Source organism: Pseudochelatococcus sp. B33, from assembly GCF_053570585.1.
Genome location: NZ_JBSEFH010000001.1, coordinates 351,728 through 374,472, shown reverse-complemented (window position 1 = coordinate 374,472; position 22,745 = coordinate 351,728). Strand labels below are relative to the sequence as shown.

At 69.1% G+C, this 22,745-nt stretch carries 24 protein-coding genes and 1 pseudogene; 16 read left to right on the top strand and 9 right to left on the bottom strand.

Annotated features, from left to right (window positions below; translation table 11 throughout):
• The first annotated feature begins 149 nt into the window (after positions 1–149).
• Positions 150–1,085 carry a hypothetical protein gene (locus tag ACUSIJ_RS01690; protein ID WP_449306607.1) on the top strand — a complete coding sequence of 312 codons (936 nt, stop codon included), beginning with the start codon at positions 150–152 and terminating at the stop codon, positions 1,083–1,085.
• Positions 1,086–1,100: 15 nt separating this feature from the next.
• Here ACUSIJ_RS01690 and ACUSIJ_RS01685 read toward each other — a convergent pair whose 3' ends face one another.
• Both ACUSIJ_RS01685 and ACUSIJ_RS01680 read right to left on the bottom strand, forming a co-directional pair.
• Positions 1,101–1,508 carry a PIN domain-containing protein gene (locus ACUSIJ_RS01685; RefSeq protein WP_449306606.1) on the bottom strand — a complete coding sequence of 136 codons (408 nt, stop codon included), beginning with the start codon at positions 1,506–1,508 and terminating at the stop codon, positions 1,101–1,103.
• Positions 1,505–1,800: pseudogene (locus ACUSIJ_RS01680) on the bottom strand (antitoxin). Before ACUSIJ_RS01680 ends, ACUSIJ_RS01685 begins: the two are co-directional and overlap by 4 nt.
• 426 nt (positions 1,801–2,226) lie before the next feature.
• Here ACUSIJ_RS01680 and ffh point away from each other — a divergent pair.
• Genes ffh through trmD form a run of 4 tightly spaced genes read left to right on the top strand, consistent with a single transcriptional unit; the run spans position 2,227 to position 5,571 of the window.
• A complete protein-coding gene (gene ffh, locus ACUSIJ_RS01675) occupies positions 2,227–3,849 on the top strand; it encodes a signal recognition particle protein (protein ID WP_449306605.1) in 1,623 nt (540 codons plus the stop codon).
• Between the two features lie 44 nt (positions 3,850–3,893).
• Positions 3,894–4,268 (top strand): 30S ribosomal protein S16, encoded by a 375-nt coding sequence (rpsP, locus tag ACUSIJ_RS01670; RefSeq protein WP_449306604.1) that lies wholly within the window; start codon positions 3,894–3,896, stop codon positions 4,266–4,268.
• An 18-nt stretch (positions 4,269–4,286) separates the two neighbouring features.
• Entirely contained in the window at positions 4,287–4,859 is a 573-nt protein-coding gene (rimM, locus tag ACUSIJ_RS01665) for a ribosome maturation factor RimM (protein WP_449306603.1), read from the top strand.
• Positions 4,831–5,571: a tRNA (guanosine(37)-N1)-methyltransferase TrmD gene (gene trmD / locus ACUSIJ_RS01660; RefSeq protein ID WP_449306602.1), complete on the top strand. Its 741-nt coding sequence runs from the start codon at positions 4,831–4,833 to the stop codon at positions 5,569–5,571. Before rimM ends, trmD begins: the two co-directional genes overlap by 29 nt.
• A 101-nt stretch (positions 5,572–5,672) precedes the next feature.
• Here trmD and ACUSIJ_RS01655 read toward each other — a convergent pair whose 3' ends face one another.
• Positions 5,673–5,822 carry a hypothetical protein gene (locus ACUSIJ_RS01655; RefSeq protein WP_449306601.1) on the bottom strand — a complete coding sequence of 50 codons (150 nt, stop codon included), beginning with the start codon at positions 5,820–5,822 and terminating at the stop codon, positions 5,673–5,675.
• 225 nt (positions 5,823–6,047) lie between these two features.
• Between ACUSIJ_RS01655 and rplS the strand changes: the two genes are divergently transcribed.
• From rplS to leuB, 7 genes are all read left to right on the top strand, one after another.
• Positions 6,048–6,464, top strand: a complete 417-nt coding sequence (gene rplS / locus ACUSIJ_RS01650; protein ID WP_449306600.1) for a 50S ribosomal protein L19 — start codon at positions 6,048–6,050, stop codon at positions 6,462–6,464.
• A gap of 37 nt (positions 6,465–6,501) precedes the next feature.
• Positions 6,502–6,768, top strand: a complete 267-nt coding sequence (locus ACUSIJ_RS01645) for a hypothetical protein (protein ID WP_449306599.1) — start codon at positions 6,502–6,504, stop codon at positions 6,766–6,768.
• 129 nt (positions 6,769–6,897) lie between these two features.
• On the top strand, positions 6,898–8,322 hold the full coding sequence (leuC, locus tag ACUSIJ_RS01640; RefSeq protein ID WP_449306598.1) for a 3-isopropylmalate dehydratase large subunit: 1,425 nt from the start codon (positions 6,898–6,900) through the stop codon (positions 8,320–8,322).
• Positions 8,323–8,324: 2 nt separating this feature from the next.
• Positions 8,325–8,447, top strand: coding sequence for a hypothetical protein (locus ACUSIJ_RS01635; protein WP_449306597.1), 123 nt, complete (start codon positions 8,325–8,327; stop codon positions 8,445–8,447).
• Positions 8,444–8,896 (top strand): metallopeptidase family protein, encoded by a 453-nt coding sequence (locus ACUSIJ_RS01630; protein ID WP_449306596.1) that lies wholly within the window; start codon positions 8,444–8,446, stop codon positions 8,894–8,896. Before ACUSIJ_RS01635 ends, ACUSIJ_RS01630 begins: the two co-directional genes overlap by 4 nt.
• A 68-nt stretch (positions 8,897–8,964) precedes the next feature.
• Entirely contained in the window at positions 8,965–9,570 is a 606-nt protein-coding gene (leuD, locus tag ACUSIJ_RS01625; RefSeq protein WP_449306595.1) for a 3-isopropylmalate dehydratase small subunit, read from the top strand.
• Positions 9,571–9,755: 185 nt separating this feature from the next.
• Positions 9,756–10,865, top strand: a complete 1,110-nt coding sequence (gene leuB / locus ACUSIJ_RS01620) for a 3-isopropylmalate dehydrogenase (protein ID WP_449306594.1) — start codon at positions 9,756–9,758, stop codon at positions 10,863–10,865.
• A 111-nt stretch (positions 10,866–10,976) separates the two neighbouring features.
• Here the strand turns inward: leuB and ACUSIJ_RS01615 are convergent, their stop codons facing one another.
• Both ACUSIJ_RS01615 and ACUSIJ_RS01610 read right to left on the bottom strand, forming a co-directional pair.
• On the bottom strand, positions 10,977–11,834 hold the full coding sequence (locus ACUSIJ_RS01615) for a hypothetical protein (protein WP_449306593.1): 858 nt from the start codon (positions 11,832–11,834) through the stop codon (positions 10,977–10,979).
• 218 nt (positions 11,835–12,052) lie between these two features.
• Positions 12,053–13,459, bottom strand: a complete 1,407-nt coding sequence (locus ACUSIJ_RS01610; protein ID WP_449306592.1) for an RsmB/NOP family class I SAM-dependent RNA methyltransferase — start codon at positions 13,457–13,459, stop codon at positions 12,053–12,055.
• Between the two features lie 57 nt (positions 13,460–13,516).
• On the opposite strand from ACUSIJ_RS01610, the gene ACUSIJ_RS01605 reads away from it, so the two are divergent.
• On the top strand, positions 13,517–13,750 hold the full coding sequence (locus ACUSIJ_RS01605; RefSeq protein WP_449306591.1) for a DUF1674 domain-containing protein: 234 nt from the start codon (positions 13,517–13,519) through the stop codon (positions 13,748–13,750).
• Between the two features lie 513 nt (positions 13,751–14,263).
• Here ACUSIJ_RS01605 and acs read toward each other — a convergent pair.
• The 4 genes from acs to tsaD all read right to left on the bottom strand — a co-directional run bounded on the left by acs (position 14,264) and on the right by tsaD (position 18,915).
• Positions 14,264–16,207: an acetate--CoA ligase gene (gene acs / locus ACUSIJ_RS01600; RefSeq protein ID WP_449306590.1), complete on the bottom strand. Its 1,944-nt coding sequence runs from the start codon at positions 16,205–16,207 to the stop codon at positions 14,264–14,266.
• 167 nt (positions 16,208–16,374) lie between these two features.
• Positions 16,375–16,788: an EVE domain-containing protein gene (locus ACUSIJ_RS01595; protein ID WP_449306589.1), complete on the bottom strand. Its 414-nt coding sequence runs from the start codon at positions 16,786–16,788 to the stop codon at positions 16,375–16,377.
• Between the two features lies 1 nt (position 16,789).
• Complete coding sequence (locus tag ACUSIJ_RS01590) at positions 16,790–17,785, bottom strand: NAD(P)H-dependent glycerol-3-phosphate dehydrogenase (protein ID WP_449306588.1); 996 nt, start codon at positions 17,783–17,785, stop codon at positions 16,790–16,792.
• Positions 17,782–18,915 (bottom strand): tRNA (adenosine(37)-N6)-threonylcarbamoyltransferase complex transferase subunit TsaD, encoded by a 1,134-nt coding sequence (gene tsaD, locus ACUSIJ_RS01585; protein WP_449306587.1) that lies wholly within the window; start codon positions 18,913–18,915, stop codon positions 17,782–17,784. The genes ACUSIJ_RS01590 and tsaD overlap by 4 nt, the downstream gene beginning before the upstream one ends.
• A 250-nt stretch (positions 18,916–19,165) precedes the next feature.
• Between tsaD and hemC the strand changes: the two genes are divergently transcribed.
• From hemC to ACUSIJ_RS01570, 3 genes are all read left to right on the top strand, one after another.
• Positions 19,166–20,170 (top strand): hydroxymethylbilane synthase, encoded by a 1,005-nt coding sequence (hemC, locus tag ACUSIJ_RS01580; RefSeq protein ID WP_449306674.1) that lies wholly within the window; start codon positions 19,166–19,168, stop codon positions 20,168–20,170.
• A gap of 5 nt (positions 20,171–20,175) precedes the next feature.
• Positions 20,176–20,976, top strand: a complete 801-nt coding sequence (locus ACUSIJ_RS01575) for a uroporphyrinogen-III synthase (protein WP_449306586.1) — start codon at positions 20,176–20,178, stop codon at positions 20,974–20,976.
• A gap of 127 nt (positions 20,977–21,103) precedes the next feature.
• Entirely contained in the window at positions 21,104–22,741 is a 1,638-nt protein-coding gene (locus ACUSIJ_RS01570; protein ID WP_449306585.1) for a hypothetical protein, read from the top strand.
• The last annotated feature ends 4 nt before the right edge of the window (positions 22,742–22,745 follow it).

Genomic DNA, 22,745 nt, shown 5'->3' with positions numbered 1-22,745 from the left:
CCGGTGTGGCTTGATGGTCATCGTGGATACGCCGACAATCGATGCACTCATTCCGGGAGGGCCTAGCGGATGGCCCGTGCCGGTTGTCCGTGTTCTGCGGCCGCCCATGGGAAGTCACATATGGGAAGTCACATGCCGGAGATCACTTGATGCGCGCAAGGGATGCCCTGAACGGTCTGCTGGCTTCGGTCCGCAGGCCGGCGTTCGTCGCGGCGATCGCCCTCGCGGCGTCCGTCGCGGTGGCGGCAACGGCGCGCGCGACCCCGCTGCCGCCCGCCGGCGCCGGGCAGGAGACGGCGACGCCCGTCACGCCTCCCGCGCCCTTCATACCCTATGCCAGCCGGTTGTCGCTGTCGCCGGACGATGCCGCGCCCGGCGCAACCATGGATCCGTCCCGCACCACGCTCGCCCCGCCACCCGCCGAGATCGGCGGCGTCGACGACGTGGATATCGCGCCGCGCCGGACGGTGGTGCTGTCGTCGCAAAGCACCTGGGAGAAGGGGTTCGACGCTCTCGCCGCCACGTTCCGGGCGCTTGACGAGATCGTGATGGCGGCGGGTTTCGACGTCAGGGGACGGCCGTTGGCCGTCTTCACGCAGACGGAGGATACGGGCTTCAAGTTCGACGCCATGCTGCCCGTCGCCGTTGACGGGGCCGAGGGCGAGGCGCAGGAAGCGCTGCGCCAGGCGGTGGTGGAGCATGCCGCGGCGAAAGCGGACAGGGAGAAAGCGGACAAGACGGATATGTCCGCCGGTCCCGCGCCGGACGTCCGGCTCGGGGTCAGCCCCTCGGGCAAGGCGTTCCGCTTCATCCACGCTTCGGCCTATGACGACATCGACGCCGCCTATGAGGCGATCACGACCTATCTCGACAGCAAGAACATCATCGTCCGCGACGCCTTCATCGAGGAATACGTCACCGACCTCACCGTGCCCACGGACGAGTCCCTCGAAGTGTATATCTACGTGCAGCCGGTCGAACCGGGAGGCGGGCCGTCGCAGCCGAAAAACGGCGCCGGCCCCGCTACGCTGCCCCCGGCTGCCGATGCGGATGCGCCGCCGGCCGGGAAGGACGTGCCGGAGTAGCCGGATTTGCGGCGTTTACGCCAGCCAGTTCTCGACCTTCAGTCCCTTGATGCGGGTGAACTCGCCGGTGTTGGCTGTCACCAACGTCATGTCGAGCGCCCGGGCATGGGCGGCGATGAGCAGATCGTGCGCGTCGATCGGCTTGCCGGCTTCCAGTTCCGCGCGAATGGCCGCATAGGCGGCATCGGCGGGGATGTCGAGGGGGAGGATGTGCAGCCCCTTCAGTACGGCCTCGACCTGCCGCTCCAGCTTCCGGGAACGACGTTTCGCGCACCCGAACCGCAGCTCGGCGACGACGATGATGCTCGTCGCCAGCAGGTGGTCGCCGATTTTTGCTATATGTCTGGCCGCCTTTCCCTCATGGGGGCTGCGGACGAGGTCGGAGACGATGTTGGTGTCCAGCAGGAAGCGTGGCCTCGTCATAGGTCGACATCGTCTTCGAGCGGCAGCAGGCTCTCGTCTATGTCGGGAAAGTCGTCTTCCGGTCCGAGCGGTTCGAGGGTGGAGAGGATCTCCAGCAGGCTTTTCTTGACCGGCTCGATGATCAGGCGGTCGCCCTCGCGGGTGATCAGCGCGCGGTCGCCGGGCAGTTGGAACTCGGCAGTTGGAACTCGGCTGGGATGCGGATGGCCTGGCTGCGGTTGTTGCGAAAGAGCTTGACCTCTTTCGTCGTCGACGGGGTGCGCGCCGGGGGTGTACGGATAGGCTGCGACATGACGCACCTCCATGTTTGAACAGTCATGTATATGCCATGTATATGCCAATCCTGGCCGCGTTTCAATGAATGCATCCCCCGCACGGGTTTTCGCTTGACTCGCGGGCCGGACCCGCCGCATAAGGCCCGGATATCTGCCCGAACCCTTGTTCGCGAGCCGCCGACCGTGTCCGGGCTATCCCGGCCGGAGGTCAACGTCCGACAGCGCGTTGCGCCCTCGGGCGCGTTCAGGCTTTGCGCGCCGCGAACACGAGGACTTGTCGCCGGGCGGATGGTGGAGAGAACCGCATGGTTGGTGAAACGGGCCGCGACGGGGTGTTGCGGCCGGGTCTGGTCCGGGCTTTCATGGGGGTGCGCGTCGCATTGCGGGGTTGCGCGCCGGCCGTTCGCGCGCCCATATCCAGCAACGGATAATCGGAGACAGCCATGTTCCAAAGCCTTTCCGACAAGCTTTCCGGCATTCTCGAGACGCTGACGCGCCGGGGCGCGCTGACCGAGGCGGACGTCAACGCGGCGCTGCGCGAGGTCCGCCGCGCGCTGCTTGAGGCCGATGTGGCGCTCGAAGTGGTGCGCGGCTTCACCGACAAGGTGAGGGAGGCCGCCGTCGGCGCCAATATCGTCAAGTCGGTGACCCCCGGCCAGATGGTGGTGAAGATCGTCCACGACCAGCTCGTCGAGATGCTGGGCAAGGATGCCGTCACCATCAGCCTCGATGCGCTGCCGCCGGTCGCCGTCCTGATGGTCGGCCTCCAGGGCTCGGGCAAGACGACGACCACGGCCAAGATCGCCCGCCGGTTTGCCGACAAGGAAAAGCGCAAGGTGCTGCTCGCGTCGCTCGACACCCGCCGGCCGGCGGCGATGGAGCAGCTCGCGGTGCTCGCGAAACAGGTCGGCGTCGATTCCCTGCCCATCGTCGCGGGCCAGTCGGCGGCGCAGATCGCGCGGCGCGCGCTGGAGGCGGCGCGTCTCGGCGGTTACGACGTCGTAATGCTCGACACCGCCGGCCGCGTCACCATCGACGAGGCGCTGATGGCCGAGGTCGCCGAGGTCAAGGCGCTCACCGACCCGCACGAGGTGCTGCTCGTCGCCGACAGCCTCACCGGCCAGGACGCGGTCAACACCGCCCGCGCCTTCGATGAGCGCGTCGGCATCACCGGCATCGTGCTCACCCGCATGGACGGCGACGGCCGCGGCGGCGCGGCGCTCTCCATGCGCGCCGTCACCGGCAAGCCGATCAAGCTCGTGGGCACCGGCGAGAAGATCGACGCGCTGGAGGACTTCCATCCGCAGCGGGTCGCCAACCGCATTCTGGGCATGGGCGACATCGTCTCGCTGGTCGAGAAGGCGGCCGAGAACATCGACGCCGAAAAGGCCCTGCGCATGGCCGAGAAGATGCGCAAGGGCCAGTTCGACCTCAACGACCTGCGCGACCAGATCAACCAGATGGAGCGCATCGGCGGCATGAAGGGCGTGCTCGGCATGATGCCGGGCGTGGGCAAGCTCAAGAACCAGATCGACAACGCCAATCTCGACGAGCGGGTGCTCAAGCGCCAGAAGGCGATCATCGATTCCATGACGCCGAAGGAAAGGCGTTCGCCCGATATCCTGAAGGCGAGCCGCAAGAAGAGGATAGCGGCGGGTTCTGGCACGAGGGTCGAGGACGTCAACAAGCTCCTCAAGATGCACCGCCAGATGGCGGACATGATGAAGGCCATGGGCAAGGGCGGGCGTGGTGGCATCGCCGGCGCGCTCGGCAACATGTTCGGGCTCGGCGGCGGCATGCCGCAGATCGATCCTTCCAGGATCACGCCGGAGGCTCTGGAGGAAATGAAGAAGCAGTTGCCGGCGGGGCTCGCCGGCGGCATGCCCGGAGGCATCCCCGGCGGCGGCGCCCCGGGCGGGTTGCCGTCCCTGCCGCCGGGCGGTGGCCTTCCGGGGCTCGGCCGGCCGGGCGGCGGTTTGCCGACGGGCCTGCCTGGCCTCGGCAAGCCGATTGCCGGAAAACCGCCGGCGGGGCTGTTCGGCAATCCATTCGGCAAGAAGAAGTAGCAGTATCGTTTTATATATCAGTCAGTTAAAGGGAAAAATTCAATATGGCTCTCAAGATTCGTCTCGCCCGTGGCGGCGCCAAGAAGCGCCCCTATTACCGTATCGTGGTTGCGGATGCGCGCGCGCCGCGTGACGGCCGTTTCATCGACCGCATCGGCTCCTATGATCCGCTGAAGGCGAAGGACGATCCGGCCCGTATCACGCTCGACGCCGAGAAGGCCAGGGAGTGGCTGGCGAAGGGCGCGCAGCCGACCGACCGCGTGCTGCGCTTCCTCGATGGCGCCGGCGTGGCGACCCGCCCGACCCGCAGCAACCCGAAGAAGGCCGAGCCCGGCAAGAAGGCGCAGGAGCGCGCGGCCGAGCGCGCCGAGCGGGCCGCTGCTGCGGCCGCCCCCGCGGAAGAAGCCGCGGAAGCGTGAGCGTGACGGACGCGGATCATGGCTGAGACCAAGCGCGGCCGCGTCCAGGATCGCATCCTTGTTGGCGAGTTCGGCCGCGCCCATGGCGTCCGTGGCGAGGTGCGTCTGAAGTCGCATACCGGCGATCCCGCCGCCATCGTCACCTACAACCCCCTGGAGACGGAGAGCGGCGCGCCTGTCGTCCTTCTCGGCCTGCGGCCGGTTTCGGGCACGCACGACATGTTCGTCGCCCGGGTCGAGGGGGTCGCGAGCCGCGAGGCGGCGGAGGCGCTGAACCGCGTGCGCCTCTACGTGCCGCGCGAGCGGCTGCAGGTGGAACTCGAGGAAGACGAATTCCTGCAGGCCGACGTCATCGGCGCGCGCGTCGAGGACGAGGCGGGCGCCGTCATCGGGCGTCTGGTGGCGTTCCACGATTTCGGCGGCGGCGACGTGATCGAGATCGCGCCCGTGCCCGCCCTCGGGCGCCGGCCCAATGCGCTGCTGCCGTTCACCAAGGCCTTCGTGCCGGTGGTGGACGTCGCCGGGGGCCGCATCGTGGTGGCGGCGGAAGGGCTGTTCAGCGATGGCGACGATGACGCACCCCGCGAGTGACGCCGCCGGCTGGCGGGCCAGCGTGCTGACGCTGTTTCCGGAGATGTTTCCGGGGCCGCTCGGCATCAGCCTCTCCGGCGAGGCGCTGCGGCGCGGCGACTGGGCGCTCGATGCCTATGACATCCGCCATCACGGCCTCGGCCGCCACCGCAGCGTGGACGACACGCCGGCGGGCGGCGGTCCCGGCATGGTGCTGCGCGCCGACGTGCTGGCGGCGGCCGTCGATGCGGTGAGCCCCGCCGGCGATCCACGGCCGCGCCTGCTGATGAGCCCGCGCGGCCGGCCGCTGACGCAGGCGCGTGTGCGCGAACTCGTCGAGGGGCCGGGCGTCGTCGTCGTCTGCGGGCGTTTCGAGGGCGTCGACGAGCGGGTGATCGCCGGGCGCGGCCTTGAGGAGGTGTCAATCGGCGACTACGTGCTCTCGGGCGGCGAGCTTGCCGCCATGGTGCTGCTCGACGCCTGTGTGCGGCTGCTGCCGGGCGTCATGGGCCATGACCAGTCCGGCACGGAGGAGAGCTTCGAGGCCGGCCTGCTCGAATACCCCCACTATACCCGCCCGCGCGAATGGGAGGGGCGGGCGATCCCCGACGTGCTGCTGTCGGGCAACCATGCCGCCGTCGCCCGCTTCCGGCGCGAGGAAGCGGAACGGATCACGCGCGAGAGACGGCCGGATTTATTCCCGAGTTTCCGTAAAGATAGCGACAATCGCTGATTGCAGGCACGATGGCCGCACGTTGGAGCTCAGCTAATCAGATCCAGCCGTGCCTCGATCCGCTGCAAGCGCGCTTCGAGGCGATCCGCGCGTCCATCCTGTCATGCGTCGGCGGCCCATTGGGCGGCGGTGCGCTCCGACAATTCGGACAGGCGCACTTTCAGGTCGTTCTGCCCTTCCTGCAAGGCATCGAGCTTCGCCTGAATCCGCTTCAAATGTTCCAGTATCAGGTCGCCGTTGACGTTGCTCATGATGGACTTTCCTATTTTGTGATCATTCTACCCCATCCGGTCGGCGGGCGCGAGTGGCGGCTGTCGCGGGAAGAATATGTAAGCACCTCGACAACCGCGCCACGCTCGTGTATAGGCCACCATCCTCCGCGTCGGCTTGCTGTTCGGCGGCCCGTGGGGGAATCAACTGAAAACAGCGCGCCGAAACGCTGCACCGCAAGGTGCGTCGGCAGGAGTCAAGGACCAATGAGCAACATCATCGAACAGCTCGAGAAAGAGCAGATTGAAAAGCTTTCCGCAGCCCGTGCGATCCCCGAGTTCCAGCCCGGCGACACGGTCATCGTGAACGTCCGCGTGAAGGAAGGCGAGCGCTCCCGCGTTCAGGCCTATGAGGGCGTCGTCATCGCCCGCGGCGGTTCCGGCCTGCACGAGAGCTTCACCGTGCGCAAGATTTCCTATGGCGAGGGCGTGGAGCGCGTGTTCCCGATCTACTCGCCGATCATCGATTCGATCAAGGTCGTGCGCCGCGGCCGCGTGCGTCGCGCCAAGCTGTATTACCTGCGCGACCGTCGCGGCAAGTCCGCCCGTATCGCCGAGCGCGTCGACCGCAACCGTCTCGCCAAGAAGAGCGAGAACAAGGATGCGGCTCCCGCGGCGGAGTAAGACGCCGGCGGCAGGCGTGTATCGAGGGGCGGCCCGCGTGAGCGGCGCTGCCCTTTTTGTTTTTTTGTTGCGTTTTTCCGGCCTGTATAAAAGCATTTGTTACCGCATCGGGGCTGTGATAAGAACAATTCTCATGACGACGCCTGTGCCTGAAAAATCGGTGGTTCGCCCGCTGGCGCGCAACGTTGCTCGGCGCAAGTGGCCGACGACGCAGGAGTTTGCCGCATTGCACGATCACGCCCGTCTGCCGTGGCGGTTCTTCGGGCGTTTTACCGCGTCGCTTGCCGCGGGCCTTATTCGCTGACGCCGGAAGGACCGGCGTCAGTGTCGGCCGCGTTGACCCGACGCGCGGTCCATTTTTTGAACTCTCTCTCGCTTTTTTCAAGACGATGCGCCCCTCCGGCGGCAGTCGCGCGATATTGAAGGTAAGGCCATGAGCGCCAGCCAGAACCACAAAAAACCCCGCACGCTTTACGACAAGATCTGGGACGACCACGTCATTTCCGAGCAGGAGGACGGCACCTGCCTGCTCTACATCGACCGCCATCTCGTGCACGAGGTCACGAGCCCGCAGGCCTTCGAGGGGCTCAGGGTCGCGGGCCGCAAGGTGCGTGCGCCTGGCCGCACACTCGCGGTGGTGGATCACAACGTGCCCACGACAGACCGCTCCAAGGGCATCGACGATCCCGAAAGCGCCCAGCAGGTCGAGGCGCTGGCGGTGAACGCCAGGGACTTCGGCCTCGAATATTACAACGAGCTGGACAAGCGCCAGGGCATCGTCCACGTCGTCGGCCCCGAGCAGGGCTTCACGCTGCCGGGCACGACCATCGTCTGCGGCGACAGCCACACCTCGACCCACGGCGCGTTCGGCGCGCTGGCCCACGGCATCGGCACTTCCGAGGTGGAGCACGTGCTCGCCACCCAGACGCTGATCCAGACGAAGGCGCGCAACATGCGTGTCACCGTCGACGGCAAGTTGCCCGAGGGCGTGTCGGCCAAGGACGTGGTGCTCGCCATCATCGGCGAGATCGGCACCTCGGGCGGCACCGGCCACGTCGTCGAGTTCGCCGGCGAGGCGATCCGCTCGCTGTCGGTCGAGGGGCGCATGACCGTGTGCAACATGACCATCGAGGGCGGTGCGCGCGCCGGCATGGTGGCGCCGGACGAGAAGGTCTACGCATATCTCAAGGATCGCCCAAAGGCCCCGCGCGGGGATGCGTGGGACGCGGCCGTGCGCTACTGGGACAGCCTGCGCACGGACGAAGGCGCGTTCTTCGACCGCGAGGTCAAGCTCGACGGCGCGCGCCTGCCGCCCATCGTCACCTGGGGCACGAGCCCGGAGGACGTGGTGTCGGTCACGGGCGTGGTGCCGAACCCCGACGAGATCGCGGACGAGATGAAGCGGCAGGCGAAGTGGCGCGCGCTCGACTACATCGGCCTGACGCCGGGCACGAAGATCACCGATATCGGGATCGACCGCGTGTTCATCGGCTCCTGCACCAACGGCCGCATCGAGGACATCCGCACGGCGGCGCGCATCGTCGCCGGGCACCGGGTGAACGAGCGGGTCAAGGCCATGGTCGTGCCCGGCTCGGGCCTCGTCAAGCTGCAGGCGGAGGCCGAGGGGCTCGACCGCGTCTTCATTGATGCGGGCATCGAATGGCGCGAGCCGGGCTGCTCGATGTGCCTTGCCATGAACGCCGACAAGCTGGAGCCGGGCGAGCGCTGCGCCTCGACATCGAACCGCAATTTCGAGGGCCGGCAGGGCTTCAAGGGCCGCACGCACCTCGTCTCGCCGGCGATGGCGGCAGCCGCCGCGATTGCCGGGCGCTTCGTGGACGTGCGCGACTGGCGCTGACGATGGCAGGCGAGGCGCCCGATCCGATCGAGTTGTGGGGCAGGCGCATCGGCCGGGCGCTTGGCTTCCTCGCGGCGGCCGTCCTGCTCCTGCTTCTCCTGCTGCAATTGCGGGGTGAGCCATGAGCCGGTCGGATGCGAGCCGCTCGGGTGCGATGCGCTGGCGTGAGGTGATGGCGCCGGGCCTCGACGTGTTCGAGGATCTGGCGGCCGCCGCCTTCGCCTCCCTGCCGCAGGCGTTCCGGGACATGGCGCGCGACGTCGTCATCCGCATCGAGGATTTTCCCGACGACGAGACGCTCGACATCATGGAGTGCGAGTCGCCGTTCGACCTGCTCGGCCTGTTCCACGGCAGCGGGCTGGCGCAAGGCGGCGGCAACCTGTGGACCGGGCAGATGCCCAACACGATCTTCCTCTACCGCCGGCCCATTCTCGACTACTGGGCCGATCATGAGGAAACGCTGGGCGGCCTCATCACCCATGTGCTCGTGCACGAGATCGGCCACCACTTCGGCCTCTCGGACGAGGACATGGAAGCCATCGAGAGCCAGGCGGAAGCGGACGGCGACGCGTGAGCGACTGATTTCACAGGGCCGGCGGAACGGCGCCGGCCGGCAGGATTTCGACACACAGGATTTCGACCATGGAAAAATTCACCCAGTTGACGAGCGTGGCGGCGCCGCTGGAGATCGTCAACGTCGACACCGACATGATCATTCCGAAACAGTTTCTGAAGACGATCAAGCGCACCGGCCTCTCGCGCGGCCTGTTCGCCGAGCTGCGCTTCAACGAGGACGGCTCCGAGAATCCGGATTTCGTGCTCAACAAGCCGGCCTACCGCAACGCGGAGATCCTGGTCGCGGGCGACAATTTCGGCTGCGGTTCCTCGCGCGAGCATGCGCCCTGGGCGCTGCTCGACTTCGGCATCCGCTGCGTCATCTCGACGTCGTTCGCCGACATTTTCTACAACAACTGCTTCAAGAACGGCATCCTGCCGATCCGGGTCACGCCCGAACAGCTCGACCTGCTGCTGGAGAACGCGCGCCGGGGCGGAAACGCTCGCCTCACCGTCGATCTCGAGGCGCAGACGATCTCGGCCGCCGACGGCGAGGTGATCCCCTTCGACATCGACGCCTTCCGCAAGCACTGCCTGCTCAACGGTCTCGACGACATCGGCCTGACCATGGAGAAGACGCAGCAGATCGCGAACTACGAAGCGCACAACGCCGTGGAGCGTCCGTGGGTTTAGGCAATGGGCCCAGCTCAAACCGGAAAACGATCCCGTTTTCCGGACGGGTTTGATGCTCAAACAAAAAGATAGCGCAGCGAATTTGGATTCGCTGCTCTGTCGGCGCCGGAAGGTGTAACAGAGGGGAGCGGGGCGGGGCGACTCGCCTGCGCCGGTGAGAAAACAAATGAACGAGGCGTCGATCGATGACATCCCATAATCTGTTGATCCTGCCGGGCGACGGCATCGGCCCCGAGGTGGCGGGCGAAGTCGAGAAGCTGGTGGCGTGGTTCTCGAAACGCGGCCTGGCGCAGTTCGAGATCGAGAAGGACCTCGTCGGCGGCGCGGCCTATGACGCGCACGGCGTGCCGGTCACGGACGCTACCATGGACCGGGCGCTCGCGGCGGACGCGGTGCTGTTCGGCTCGGTCGGCGGGCCCAAGTGGGATGGCGTGCCCTACAACGAGCGTCCGGAAGCGGGCCTGCTGCGGCTGCGCAAGGACCTCGGGCTCTTCGCCAATCTGCGCCCGGCGATCTGCTACCCGGCGCTGTCGGAGGCGTCCGCGCTCAAGCGCGAATATGTCGACGGACTCAACCTCGTCATCGTGCGCGAGCTCACGGGCGGCGTCTATTTCGGCGAGCCCAAGGAGATTGTCACGCTGGAGAACGGCGAGAAGCGGGCCGTCGATACGCAGATCTACACCACCCACGAGATCGAGCGCATCGCGCGCGTGGCGTTCGAGCTGGCGCGCCAGCGGGAGGGCCGCGTGGCCTCGGCCGAGAAGCGCAACGTCATGAAGACCGGCGTGCTGTGGCATCAGGTCGTCACCGAGGTGCACAAGGACTATCAGGACGTCGCGCTGGAGCACATCCTCGCCGACAACTGCGGCATGCAGCTCGTGCGCAACCCGAAGCAGTTCGACGTCATCGTCACCGACAACCTGTTCGGCGACCTCCTGTCGGACGTGGCGGCGATGCTCACCGGCTCGCTCGGCATGTTGCCCTCGGCGTCGCTCGGGGCGGAAGACCCGGTCACCGGCACGCGCCGCGCGCTCTACGAGCCGGTGCACGGCTCCGCGCCCGACATCGCAGGGCAGGGGCTCGCCAATCCGCTCGCCATGATCGGCTCCTTCGCCATGGCGCTGCGCTACTCGTTCGGGCTCAAGCAGGAGGCGGACCTCGTGGAGAAGGCCGTCGCCAACGTGCTGGCGGCGGGCGTTCGCACCAAGGATATCGCGGCCCCCGGCGCCAACGCGGTGAGCACCGGCGAGGTGGGCGACGCCGTCATCCGCGAGCTGGAAACCCTGACGCATTAGATCGTGTCGGCGTTTCATGGAAACGCCGACACGATCTAACTTTTTGATTTTGAGCGAATTCTTATCGATCAAATGATTCCATTTGATCGGAACGCGCTCTGGGCCGGGATCTCACGCACCCTTCGGCGGCACGGGCAGCGGCACGCCGCCGCATTCCGGCCGCTGCCGCCGGGCGGCGGTCTCGAACAGGGCCACGAGCCGCGGCTCGGTCGCCGCTTCGGTCAGGGCGAGATGGTCGATGAAGCAGGCGATCTCGGGTGCGGTCACGGGCTCGTCGTCGCATGTCCAGCCGAGGATCTGACGCGTCGCGTCGGTGGCGGCGACGTCAACGCGAAAAGCCTGGCAGGCGCGCTCGCGGCCGTCGAGGCTGAGCTCGACGCCGGCGATCTCGGCCGTGCCGAACTTGGTGTCGTGGGTGATCGTGGTGCCGATTCCGGTCACGCCCACGCCCGATTCCGCCGCTCGGCGCGCCAGATCGACAAAGAGCGTCGAGGGCGGCGCCGCCTCGCCCCCCATGCGGTAGACGACGAGATGCAGATGCAGGCCGGGGCCGGCGAAATCGCCGAAGCTCAACAGGTCGAGCCGCCCGCCGCGGCCGTGCTCGCGCACGCCGTAGCTCGCGGGAAGGTCGACGACTTCGAGCGAGCGCACCTTGAACAGCGGCACAGGATCGGCAACCTCGGTCCAGATGTCCGGCTTTTGCGTCAGCCCGTCGATGGCCGGCGTCGGCGGAGCGGCGTAGGTGAGGGCCCCCGGCCGTGCCGCCCGCGTCTCACGCTCAGCGGGCGCGATGTCGAGCAGCACGATCGCGGCAAGGCCGACGAACAGGATGGCGCTCAGCGCGAACGACAGCAGGGACAGGTGCCGCGCCGACCGCCGGCGCGCACGCTTTTTGGTCTCGTGCCGCGGCTGCGTCTCGCCGGCGTCATGAGAATAGCCGTGATGCTCTCCAGATGCCATAAAGGCCATGCCGGACCCCGTCAATACTCATTCCCTGGGCGATGTTCGGCCAGTGATCGTTTGGCCAACGGGGCCATTCTACACCGGGACGCGAGGTTCGGGATGGCGGCGCGAAAATTTCCGCCAAGCACCATTAATGACGGGTTAACGCACTGTGTTATCCACAGCGAATTCACAGGTTCTGCACCTGTTTATTCCCTGCTGCGCGGCGACCGCTCTTCAGGGGTTCAGCCCACCTCGCGCACGAGCCGCGCGGCGAAGAAGCCGTCGAGGCCGGCGAGGCGCGCCGTCTCGTGGGGCAGGTGGTGGGGCAGCGTGCGCAGCTCGCCGGCGGGGGTGATGGCCTCGCTCAACCCGCCGATCTCGCTCGCGCCGACGGGCGAGCGGGCGAAATCGGGATGGCGGGCGAGAAAGGCTACGATCTGTTCCTCGCCTTCCTCCGGCTCGAGCGAGCAGGTGCTGTAGACGAGCCGCCCGCCCCTGGCCACAAGGGTCGCGGCGTGGTCGAGCAGGGCGGTTTGCAGCGTGGCGAGGCTCGCGATCTCCTGCGGTCCCCTGATCCAGGCGACGTCCGGATGACGGCGGATGGTGCCGGTGGCGGAGCAGGGCGCGTCGAGCAGCACGGCGTCGAAGGGCGTATCCGAGAAATCGCGCGCGTCGGCCGCGACGACCTTCGCCTGCAGGCCGAGGCGGCGCAGGTTCTCCTGCAGACGCTCCAGCCGTTCCGGCGAGCGGTCCACGGCCGTCACCGCCGCGCCGGCGGCCGCGAGCTGCGCCGTCTTGCCGCCGGGCGCCGCGCACAGGTCGAGCACGCGCTCGCCCGCCCGCGCGCCGATGAGCAGCGCGGGGAGGCTCGCGGCGGCGTCCTGCACCCACCACGCGCCCTCATCGTAGCCCGGCAGCGTCGACACGCGCGCCCGGTCGACGAGGCGGACGGCGCCGGTCGGCAGCAGCACGCCGCTGAGGCGCTCGGCCCAGCCGGGCGCGTCGGATTTCACGCTGATGTCGATGCCGGGCTCGCGCCTCTGCGCCTCGGCGATCGCCCGCGCGGTCGCCTCGCCATAGATCCGCTGCCAGCGTTCGAACAGCCAGCGGGGCGTGTCGACGACGTCCGTATCGGCCAGGATCGCCTCGCGCGCTTCCGCCACCCGGCGCAGCACGGCATTCACCAGCTTGGCATAGGGGAAGGCGCGCCGGTCCGCCCGCGCGTGATGCACGGCGAGATCGACGGCGGCGCGGTCGGGAATGTCGAGCAGCAGGATCTGCGCCGCGCCGACGATCAGGATCTCCGCAAGCCAGCCCGATTTGGGCGGAATGCCCTTCGGCATGCGTTCGTCGAGCGCCGCGTGGATGGTGCCGAGCCGGCGCAGCGCGGCGGTGACGATGGCGCGGGCCAGCGCCCGGTCGCGCTCGTCGAGCGCCGCGCCCTCGCCCTCGCTGAACTGCCGGTCGAGCGCCTCGTCGAGGGGCAGGCGCGCCTCGGTGACGTCGCGCAGGATGAAGGCCGCGACGCGGCGCGGCGCGAGCCCGCGCGGCACGGGCGGCGCGCGCCGGCCGTCGACGGCATGGTGTGAAACGCCATGGCGGGAATTCGTGTTCGGGGAGACGCCGTCACGCGGCCGGTTGCGTTGCACGCAGATGTTTCCTTAATATACGCGGTGATCCATCCCATTCGCCGGTCAGGAGGCACCATGGCATCGCCGCTGGACAAACCGTCGGACAAGCCGCCCGCAGACCAGCCCGCGGCCCGCAAGCGGCTGACGCCCGCGGCCGAGCGCGCGCTGGCGGAAGCCGCCAAGCGTCGGGCCGAGATCGACGGCAAGGCGAACGAACTCGCCCGGCATCGCGAGATCAACGGTCGCGGCGGACTGGAACCGGTGCGCTATGACGATTGGGAAGTCAAGGGCATCGCGAGCGATTTCTGATCGGCCGGTAACATAGTAGATGGAGAACCCGTCCGCCGCTCTATCGCGGCTGCCCCGGCATCGGAGACGGCTTGCGGGCTGCGCGGCGCGTGCCCGGCAATGCCGGCAAGCACCTTGTCCAGTTCCTCTGCGGCTTTACGGGTAAAGCGAATTTTTAAAGGCCGTGCTTCACCCCAATTGCCCGTATCTGTTCGTCAGTCGCGAACTCGCCTCGCTCCGCTTGCGACAGCGATCCCCGCAAGCGAGGCTTCTTCCTCGTGCGTGAGTTGACAGGTAGGCCCGTCATCCCCCGCGAGCCTCAGCAGGACACGGGCGAAATCGTCCTGTACGTCGGGGGGAGAGCGCGCACGCGCTCAATGGCATGTTCAAACAAACTAGTCATAATTAACTATAGCCCCCTTTTCCGACCAGGAGAAAGAGCGGCTTTCCTACCCCGCGCACGTGTTACCCTGCGCATGGTGGACATCCCCCGGCGTCCGCAAACGCCGGGGTTGTCTTTGGCGACAGATCGCCTCAGTCGTGGCGGTTCTGGCGGTTGTTGACCAGATCGTCGACCACGGTCGGATCGGCCAGCGTCGAGGTGTCGCCGAGATTGCCGAACTCGTCCTCGGCGATCTTGCGCAGGATGCGGCGCATGATCTTGCCCGAACGGGTCTTGGGCAGGCCGGGCGCGAACTGGATGAGGTCCGGCGAGGCGATGGGGCCGATCTCCCTGCGCACCCAGGCGACGAGCTCCTTGCGCAGTTCGTCTGTCGATTCCTCGCCCTCCATCAGCGTGACATAGGCGTAGATGCCCTGGCCCTTGATGTCGTGCGGATAGCCGACCACAGCCGCTTCCGACACCTTGGGATGGGCGACGAGCGCGGATTCGACCTCCGCCGTGCCCATGCGGTGGCCGGAGACGTTGATGACGTCGTCGACGCGCCCGGTGATCCAGTAGTAGCCGTCCGCGTCGCGCCGCGCGCCGTCGCCGGTGAAGTAGACGCCGGGATAGGTGGAGAAATAGGTTTCCTCGAAGCGCTTGTGATCGCCGTAGACGGAGCGCATCTGGCCCGGCCAGCTGTCGGTGATCACGAGGTTGCCCTCGGCCGCGCCGTCGAGCACCTTGCCCTCGTTGTCGACGATGGCGGGCTTCACGCCGAAGAACGGCAGCGTCGCGGAACCGGGCTTCTGGGCGATGGCGCCGGGCAGGGGCGTGATCAGGATGCCGCCGGTCTCCGTCTGCCACCAGGTGTCGACGACCGGGCAGCGGCTGTCGCCCACGACGCGATAGTACCATTCCCACGCCTCGGGGTTGATCGGCTCGCCGACCGAGCCGAGCAGCCGCAGGGAAGCGCGCGAGGTCTTCTTCACCGGCTCCTCGCCCGCCTGCATCAGCGAGCGGATGGCGGTGGGCGCGGTGTAGAAGATGTTGACCTTGTGCTTGTCCACCACCTGCCAGAAGCGGGAGATGTCCGGATAGGTCGGCACGCCCTCGAAGATCAGCGTGGTGGCGCCGTTGGCGAGAGGGCCGTAGACGATGTAGCTGTGGCCCGTCACCCAGCCCACGTCCGCCGTGCACCAGTAGATGTCGCCCTCGTGGTAGTCGAAGACGTACTGATGGGTGATGGAGGCGAAGACGAGATAGCCGCCGGTGGTGTGCAGCACGCCCTTCGGCTTGCCGGTGGAGCCGGAGGTGTAGAGGATGAACAGCGGGTCTTCCGCGTTGACCTCGACCGGCGGGCACTCGGTCGTGACCTGCTCGACGGCCTCGTGATACCAGACGTCGCGGCCCGGCTCCATGTTGACGTCGCCGCCGGTGCGGCGCACCACGACGACATGGTCGACGCCGGAGACGCGCTTCAGCGCCGCGTCGACGTTGGCCTTCAGCGGCACCTTGCGGCCGCCGCGCAGGCCCTCGTCGGCCGTGATGACGAACTTGGAGCCGGCGTCTTCGATGCGGCTGGCGAGAGAGTCGGGCGAGAAGCCGGCGAAGACGATGGTATGGATGGCGCCGATGCGCGCGCAGGCCAGCATGGCGAAGGCCGCCTCGGGGATCATCGGCAGATAGATGGTGACCCGGTCGCCCTTCTCCACGCCGCGGTTGCGCAGCACGTTGGCGAGTTCCGCCACGCGGTCGTGCAGCTCCTGATAGGTGATGTGGCGCGACTCCGACGGATCGTCGCCTTCCCAGATGATCGCCGTCTGGTTGGCGCGATGGGGCAGATGGCGGTCGATGCAGTTGTACGCGACGTTGAGGGTGCCGTCCTCGAACCAGCGGATCGAGATGTTGCCCGGCTCGAAAGACGTATTCTTGACTGTCGTATAGGGCGTGAACCAGTCGAGCCGCTTGCCGTGCTCACCCCAGAAGCCTTCCGGGTCGTCGATCGACTGCGCATACCACTCGTGGTAGGTCTTCTCGTCGATGAGCGCCCGCTTTGCCCACTCCTCGGTGACTTTGTGGATATTCTCTGTCATCGCTTCTCTCCCGCCCGTCCGCAATAAGCTCAGTGCGATTATCGCTCCGCGGATTATTGATCATGATCCTTTTCCGGATCCGTGGTCGGAATGTAGGCGCAGAAACCGCCTCGCCGCAAGCCTTTGAGGGATTCCACTTTGTGCTAAGGCGCCTGCTGCAATGGGAATTATTTTTCGGAGAGTTCGAGCACGACGGCCCACTCCTCGTCCGTCACCGGCTGGACCGACAGACGGGAGTTGTTGACCAGCACCATGTCCGCGAGGCGGGGCTCCTTCTTGATCTCGTCGAGCGTCACCGGGCGCTCGAGCGGCCGCACCGCCCTGAGGTCCACCATGCCGAAGCGCCCGGTTTCGTCGGTGTGGTCGGGGTAGTATTCCCGGATCACCTCGACGATGCCGACGATCGCCTTGCCGTGGTTGGAGTGGTAGAAGAACCCCTGGTCGCCGGTCCTCATCGCCTGCAGATGCTTGCGGGCGAGGAAATTGCGCACGCCGTTCCACGGTTCGCCTGTCGCGCCGCGCGCCACCTGCTGGTCCCACGACCAGGCGTCGGGTTCGGATTTGTAGAGCCAGTGCGCCATTTCATGCCTCCGGTTTGAGCGGGCGCGTCATCAGCGCCTCGATCGCCTGATCGACGGTAAGGCGGTCGTCCACCACGGCCTCGACGGCCTCGCTGACCGGCATCTCGACCCCGACCGACCGCGCCTTGGCGATGAGGGCGGAGGCCGTGAGCGCCCCTTCCACCAGCTTGCCCCCGGCCGCCTGCGACGGAGGGACGCCGCGCCCGAGCGCCTCGCCGAAGGCGAAGTTGCGCGACTGGCTCGACCCGCACGTCAGCACCGTGTCGCCGAGGCCGGACAGGCCCATCAGCGTCTCGGCGCGCGCGCCCATCGCCCGCGCGAAACGGGTGATCTCGGCGAAGCCCCGCGCCACCAGCGCGGCACGCGCGCTCTCGCCGAGCCGGCGGCCGTTGACGATGCCGCAGGCGATGGCGAGCACGTTCTTGGCCGCGCCGCCGATCTCCACGCCGCGCACGTCCGCGCCGTGATAGACGCGCAGCGTCGTGCTCGACAGGTCGTGTGCCAGGGAGGCCGCCAGCGGCAGGTCGCGGCTCGCCAGGATGACGGCGGTGGGCAGGCCGCGCGCCACGTCGGCGGCGAAGCTCGGCCCCGACAGGATGCCGGGGATGGCGGCGGGCACCGTAGCGGCCACGACATCGGTCATGAACAGGCCGGTCTCGCGCTCGATGCCCTTGGCGCAGACGATGAGCGGCGTGCCGAAGGGCACGACGCGCGCGACCGATTGCAGCGCGGCGCGCATCTGCTGGGCCGGCACGGCGAGCAGCACCGCCGCGGCGATGGACAGCGACGACACGTCCGCCGTCACCTCGACATTGGGCGACAGCAGGATGCCGGGCAGGGCGCGCACGTTCTCGCGCGTCTGCCCGATCGTGCGGGCGCGTGCGGCGTCCCGGTCGATGAGCACCGCCGCGTGGCCCTTGTGGGCGATGGAATTGGCCAGCGCCGTGCCCCAGGCGCCGGCGCCCAGCACCGCGATGGGGCGGCCGAGAATGCTCATGCGGGCAGCTCCTGGGCCAATGCCGCGACCGCCTTGCCAGGTGCGGGCGCAACCCCCGCCGCCACTTCCGCCGCCGCCGCTTCCCCCACCACTTGCGCCTTGACGCTGTCGAGCGGCCAGCGGGCGCGGGCGGGTGTCGCGAGATCGTCGGTGACGCCGAGGCGCAGACGCTCGAGCCCCGCCCAGGCGATCATCGCGCCGTTGTCCGTGCACAGCGCCGGTGGCGGCGTGACGAGCCTGATGCCGGTCTCGGTGGCGAGCTGGTGCAGCGCCGCCCGGATCGCGCCGTTGGCGGCGACGCCCCCCGCGACCACGAGCGCGTTGGGCCGCCCCGCCACGGCCTCGAAAGCGCGCAGCCCGGCGCGGGTGCGGTCGATGACGATGTCGACGATCGCCGCCTGGAAGGACGCGCACAGGTCGGCGATGTCGGTGCTGCTCAGCGGCGACACCCGCTCGCCCTCGATGCGCACCGCGGTCTTGAGCCCGGACAACGAGAAATCCGGCGCCGCGCGGCCCTTCAGTGGCCGGGGCAGGGCGAATCGCTCGCCGTCGCCCCTCAGCGCCTGCTTCTCCACCTCCGGCCCGCCGGGATAGGGGAGGCCCAGCATCTTGGCGGTCTTGTCGAAGGCCTCGCCGATGGCGTCGTCGATGGTCGTGCCGAGCCGCACGTAGTCGCCGACGCCGCGCACCGCGACGAGCTGGGTGTGCCCGCCCGACACCAGCAGCAGCAGATAGGGGAAGGCCACGTTGTCGGTGAGGCGGGGCGTCAGCGCATGCCCTTCCAGATGGTTGACGGCGATGAACGGCTTGCCGGTGACGAGCGCCAGCGCCTTGGCGGTCGTCAGCCCGACGATCACCCCGCCGATGAGCCCCGGCCCGGCGGCGGCCGCGACGCCGTCGATGTCGGCGAGCCTCACGCCGGCCTCGTTCAGGGCGCGGGCGACGATGTGGTCGATCACCTCGACATGGGCGCGCGCGGCAAGCTCCGGCACGACGCCGCCATAGGCCGCGTGCTGGGCGATCTGGCTCAGGACGGCATTGGACAGGATGTGGCCGCGGCCGTTGTCATCCGCCTCGACGACGGCGGCTGCGGTTTCGTCGCAGGTGGATTCAATGCCAAGGACACGCATATACGGGTTTCACCAATCGTCTTCGTCTCGCGCGGCATCGCCGCCATTTTGTCGTTTTGCGCGGCGATGCCGCGCATGGATTTCGCTTTCCGTTTACCTCACCCTATAGTCGTCGGCAAACGGCGGCAATCCCGCCGCCGCGACATTGCCGGTAGCGGCGCGGACCGTGGCGGCGTAAACCGCTCGCGTATGGACTGGCCAGCCCGGAAAGGAACGAATCGCCGTGTCGTCGCATCTCCCGCCGAACGTTCTGCCGCCACACCTCCTGCCGGCCCCGCTCGTGATCGGCACGCGCGGCAGCCCGCTGGCGCTGGCACAGGCGCGGCAGGTGGCCTGGCGGCTCTTCGCCCGTCTGACGGGAGACGAGGTGGCGGCAAACGCCGGCGAGGCCGCCGGCGAAGCGCCGCAGGGCGCGGTGCACGGAATCGCGATCGAGGCGATCAAGACCACCGGCGACCTGATCCAGGACCGGGCGCTGTCGGAAGCCGGCGGCAAGGGGCTGTTCACCAGGGAGCTCGACGCCGCGCTCATCGACGGGCGCGCGCATCTCGCCGTGCACTCCGCCAAGGATCTGCCGACCGACCTGCCGGAGGGCCTCGTCATCGCCGGTTGTCTGCCGCGCGAGGACGTGCGCGACGCCTTCATCAGTCTCACGGCGACGTCGCTCGCCGGGCTTCCCGCCGGCGCAGTGGTCGGCACCGCCTCGCTGCGGCGGCAGGCGCAGGTGCTGCGGCTGCGGCCGGACCTGCGCATCACGCTGCTGCGCGGCAATGTCGGCACCCGCCTGCAACGCATCGAGGCGGGCGAGATCGACGCCACGCTGCTCGCCATGGCCGGCCTCAACCGCCTCGGCCTCGCCCACAGGGCGGCCGCGCCGATCCCGGTCGAAACGATGCTGCCCGCCATCGGCCAGGGCGCGATCGCCGTCGTCACGCGTGCGCAGGACGAGGCCGTGCGCGCGGCGGTGGCCGCCATTGCCCATGCGCCCACCGGCATTGCGCTCGAGGTCGAGCGGGCGTTCCTGCGCGTGCTCGACGGCTCGTGCCGCACGCCCATCGCCGGTTACGCGCGGATCGTGGAGGGCAGCCTCCATTTCAGCGGCCTGCTGCTCGCCGAGGATGGCAGCGAGGCGGTGGCGGTGGACCGCACCGGCGCGCTCGACGAGGCGCGGGCATTGGGCGAGGACGCGGGCCGCGAGGTCGTCGCCCGCGCCGGCCCGGCGCTGCTGCCCCACCGCGCCGGCGGGAAGGCGTGACGCGGATGACGGTGGCGCGCGTCCTCGTCCTGCGTCCGCGGGCGCCCGGCCTGCGCACCGCCGCGCGGCTGGCGTCGTTCGGCCTGGAGGCCGTGACCGCGCCGATCCTGCGCATCGAGCCGACCGACGCGCCCATGCCCGAAGGGCCGTTCAACGCCATCGGCGTGACCAGCGCCGCCGCGCTGCATCGCGTCGGCCGTCTGCCGCAGGCGATGAAGGCGCTGCCGCTGCTCGCGGTCGGCGAGCGCACGGCCCTGCTGGCGCGCGAGGCCGGCTTCGCCCACGTGCACGCGGCGGACGGCGAGCGCCATTCGCTGGCGGCGCTGGCGCGGAACCTGTTCGGCGGGCAGGTGCTCGGCGGGCAGGTGCTCGGCGGGCAGGTGTTCGGGGGGGAGGTGTCCGGCGGGAAGCCACGCCCGCGGCTGCTGCTGGCGCTCGGGCACGACCACAAGCCCGACACCCCGGCGCTGCTCGCTGCAGCGGGGATCGAGCCCGTGCCGTGGATCGTCTACGCCGCCAGGGCGGCGCAGGCGCTGCCGGAGCCGGCGCGCGCGGCGCTGGCGGAGGGAACCGTCGACGCGGTCGTGCATTATTCGCGCCGCAGCGCCGCCACCGCGTGCGACCTCGTCGCGGCGGCGGGGCTGTGGCCCGCATTCGCCGCGCTGGCGCACTACGCGCTTTCCGACGACGTCGCCGCACCGCTGAAAGACCTTGGCGTGGCAAGGGTTCTGGTGGCCGAGCGGCCGCACGAGGACGCGCTGCTGGCGCTTTTCACCGGAATTGATCGGCCGCAAGGCTCGCCATGAGCCGGGGCGCGATGGTAAGAACGGGGCGACGACGCGGGCATGACGGCTTCACTGTCGTGCCATGGGGCTCGGCTACATCTGGCCGACCTTGCGCGCCCCCGACAAGACTGCACGGAGGAACAGCCTCATGACCGACGACAAGCCTGGCGGCAACGCCAACGACCGCCCAACCGGTCGTTCCAGGTCACGCCGCGAGCCCGTGACGCTGGAGCAGAAGCCGCTCTCCGTCACCATCGAGCCGGCGGCCGATCCGGCTCCTGAAACGGCGAAGGTCGAGGCGGAACAGCCGGTGGAGGATCAGCCCGCGGCTGAGGCGCAGCCCGCCGATACGCTCACAGGATCCGATGGGCCGTTCCAGGCGACGCCGGCTTCCGACGATGTTGCCGCGCAGGACACGCAGCCCCCGCAGGAGGAGGTGCCTTCGCAGGCGGCGCAGCCTGCTGCCGCCGAGGAGCCGCCTGCCGCCGCGGAGCAGCCTGTCGACGAGCGGCCCGCTGCCGCCGAGGAAGAGAGACCCGAGGAGCCGCCCGCGCCGGCTGCGCAGGGCCGGTCGGGCGCGTTGGTGGTCGCCCTGCTCGCCGGCGGCATTGCGGGCGCTGCCGTGAGCGCTGGCCTGCCGTTCCTGCTGAATGCGGACCGGGGGAGCGAGCAGCGCTTCGCCGCGCTGGAGCGATCCGTCGCCGCCGCCGCGAGCCGCACCGACGTGGAGACCGCCGCGCAGGCGGCCGAGGAGGCGGGCAGCCAGAACGCCGCCGTCGCCCAGCGCGTCGCGGCGGTGGAGGAGCGCGTCGCGCAACTGGCCCAGAAGCTCGACGCCGCGCCCGAGCCCCCGGAGAACGCCGCTGGCGCCGTGTCCGAAGCGGCCCTCGACGAGCTGCGCGCCGAGATCGGGCGCATCAACGAGACATTGGCCGCCTCGGGAGGCGAGATCGCCGAGGTCGGGCGCAGGGTCGCGGCCGTCGCCGGGCAGGTCGGCGGCGTCGAGGAGACCGTCGCCGCGCTCGACCCGGCGGGCGTCCGGGAGGTGCTGGAGGAGCGCCCGGGCCTGAACCAGCGCCTGGCCGGGCTGGAGGAGACGGTGCGGGACAAGCTCGGCCAGATCGATCTTGCGCGTCTTGCCGCCGCCGCCGACACGCAGGCGGGCGAGATCGCGCGTCTTGCCACCCGCGTCACCGCCGCCGAGGGCGCGGTGACGGAAACGGAACGCCGGGCGCTCGCCGCCACTGCCGCGACCGGCGAGCGCGTCGTCGTCGTGGCCCGCCTTGCCGTCCTGGAGCGGCTCGGCGGTGCGCTGGCGCGCGGGCAGGCCTTCCCGGCCGAGATCGATACGCTGTCGCGGCTCGGCGTCGACGCCACGCCGCTCGCGCCCCTGAACGCCGCCGCGGGCGGCGTCGCGACCCCGGCGTCGCTGGCCGCCTCCTTCGCGAATTCCGCCGCCGCCTTCGAGGTGGAGGACCTGCCGGCCGATGCCGGCATCGTCGACCGGCTGGCGGCGAGCGCGTCGCGGATCGTGCGCATCCGCCCCGTCGACGGCGAGCCGGACCCGTCCGACGTCGCCGGGCAGGTCGAGACGTTCCTGCGCCGCAATGATGCCGAGGCGGCGCTCGCCGCATGGCGCCGCCTCCCCGAGAAGGCGCGGGCGCAGACCGGCGCGCTGGCCGAGACGCTGCAGCGGCGCGTCGACGCCGAGGCGGCGCTCGCCGCGCTGACGCAGGCGCAGATCCAGGCGCTCGAAGCGCTGCCCGCCGCCGGGCAAGGGGGCTAGTGCC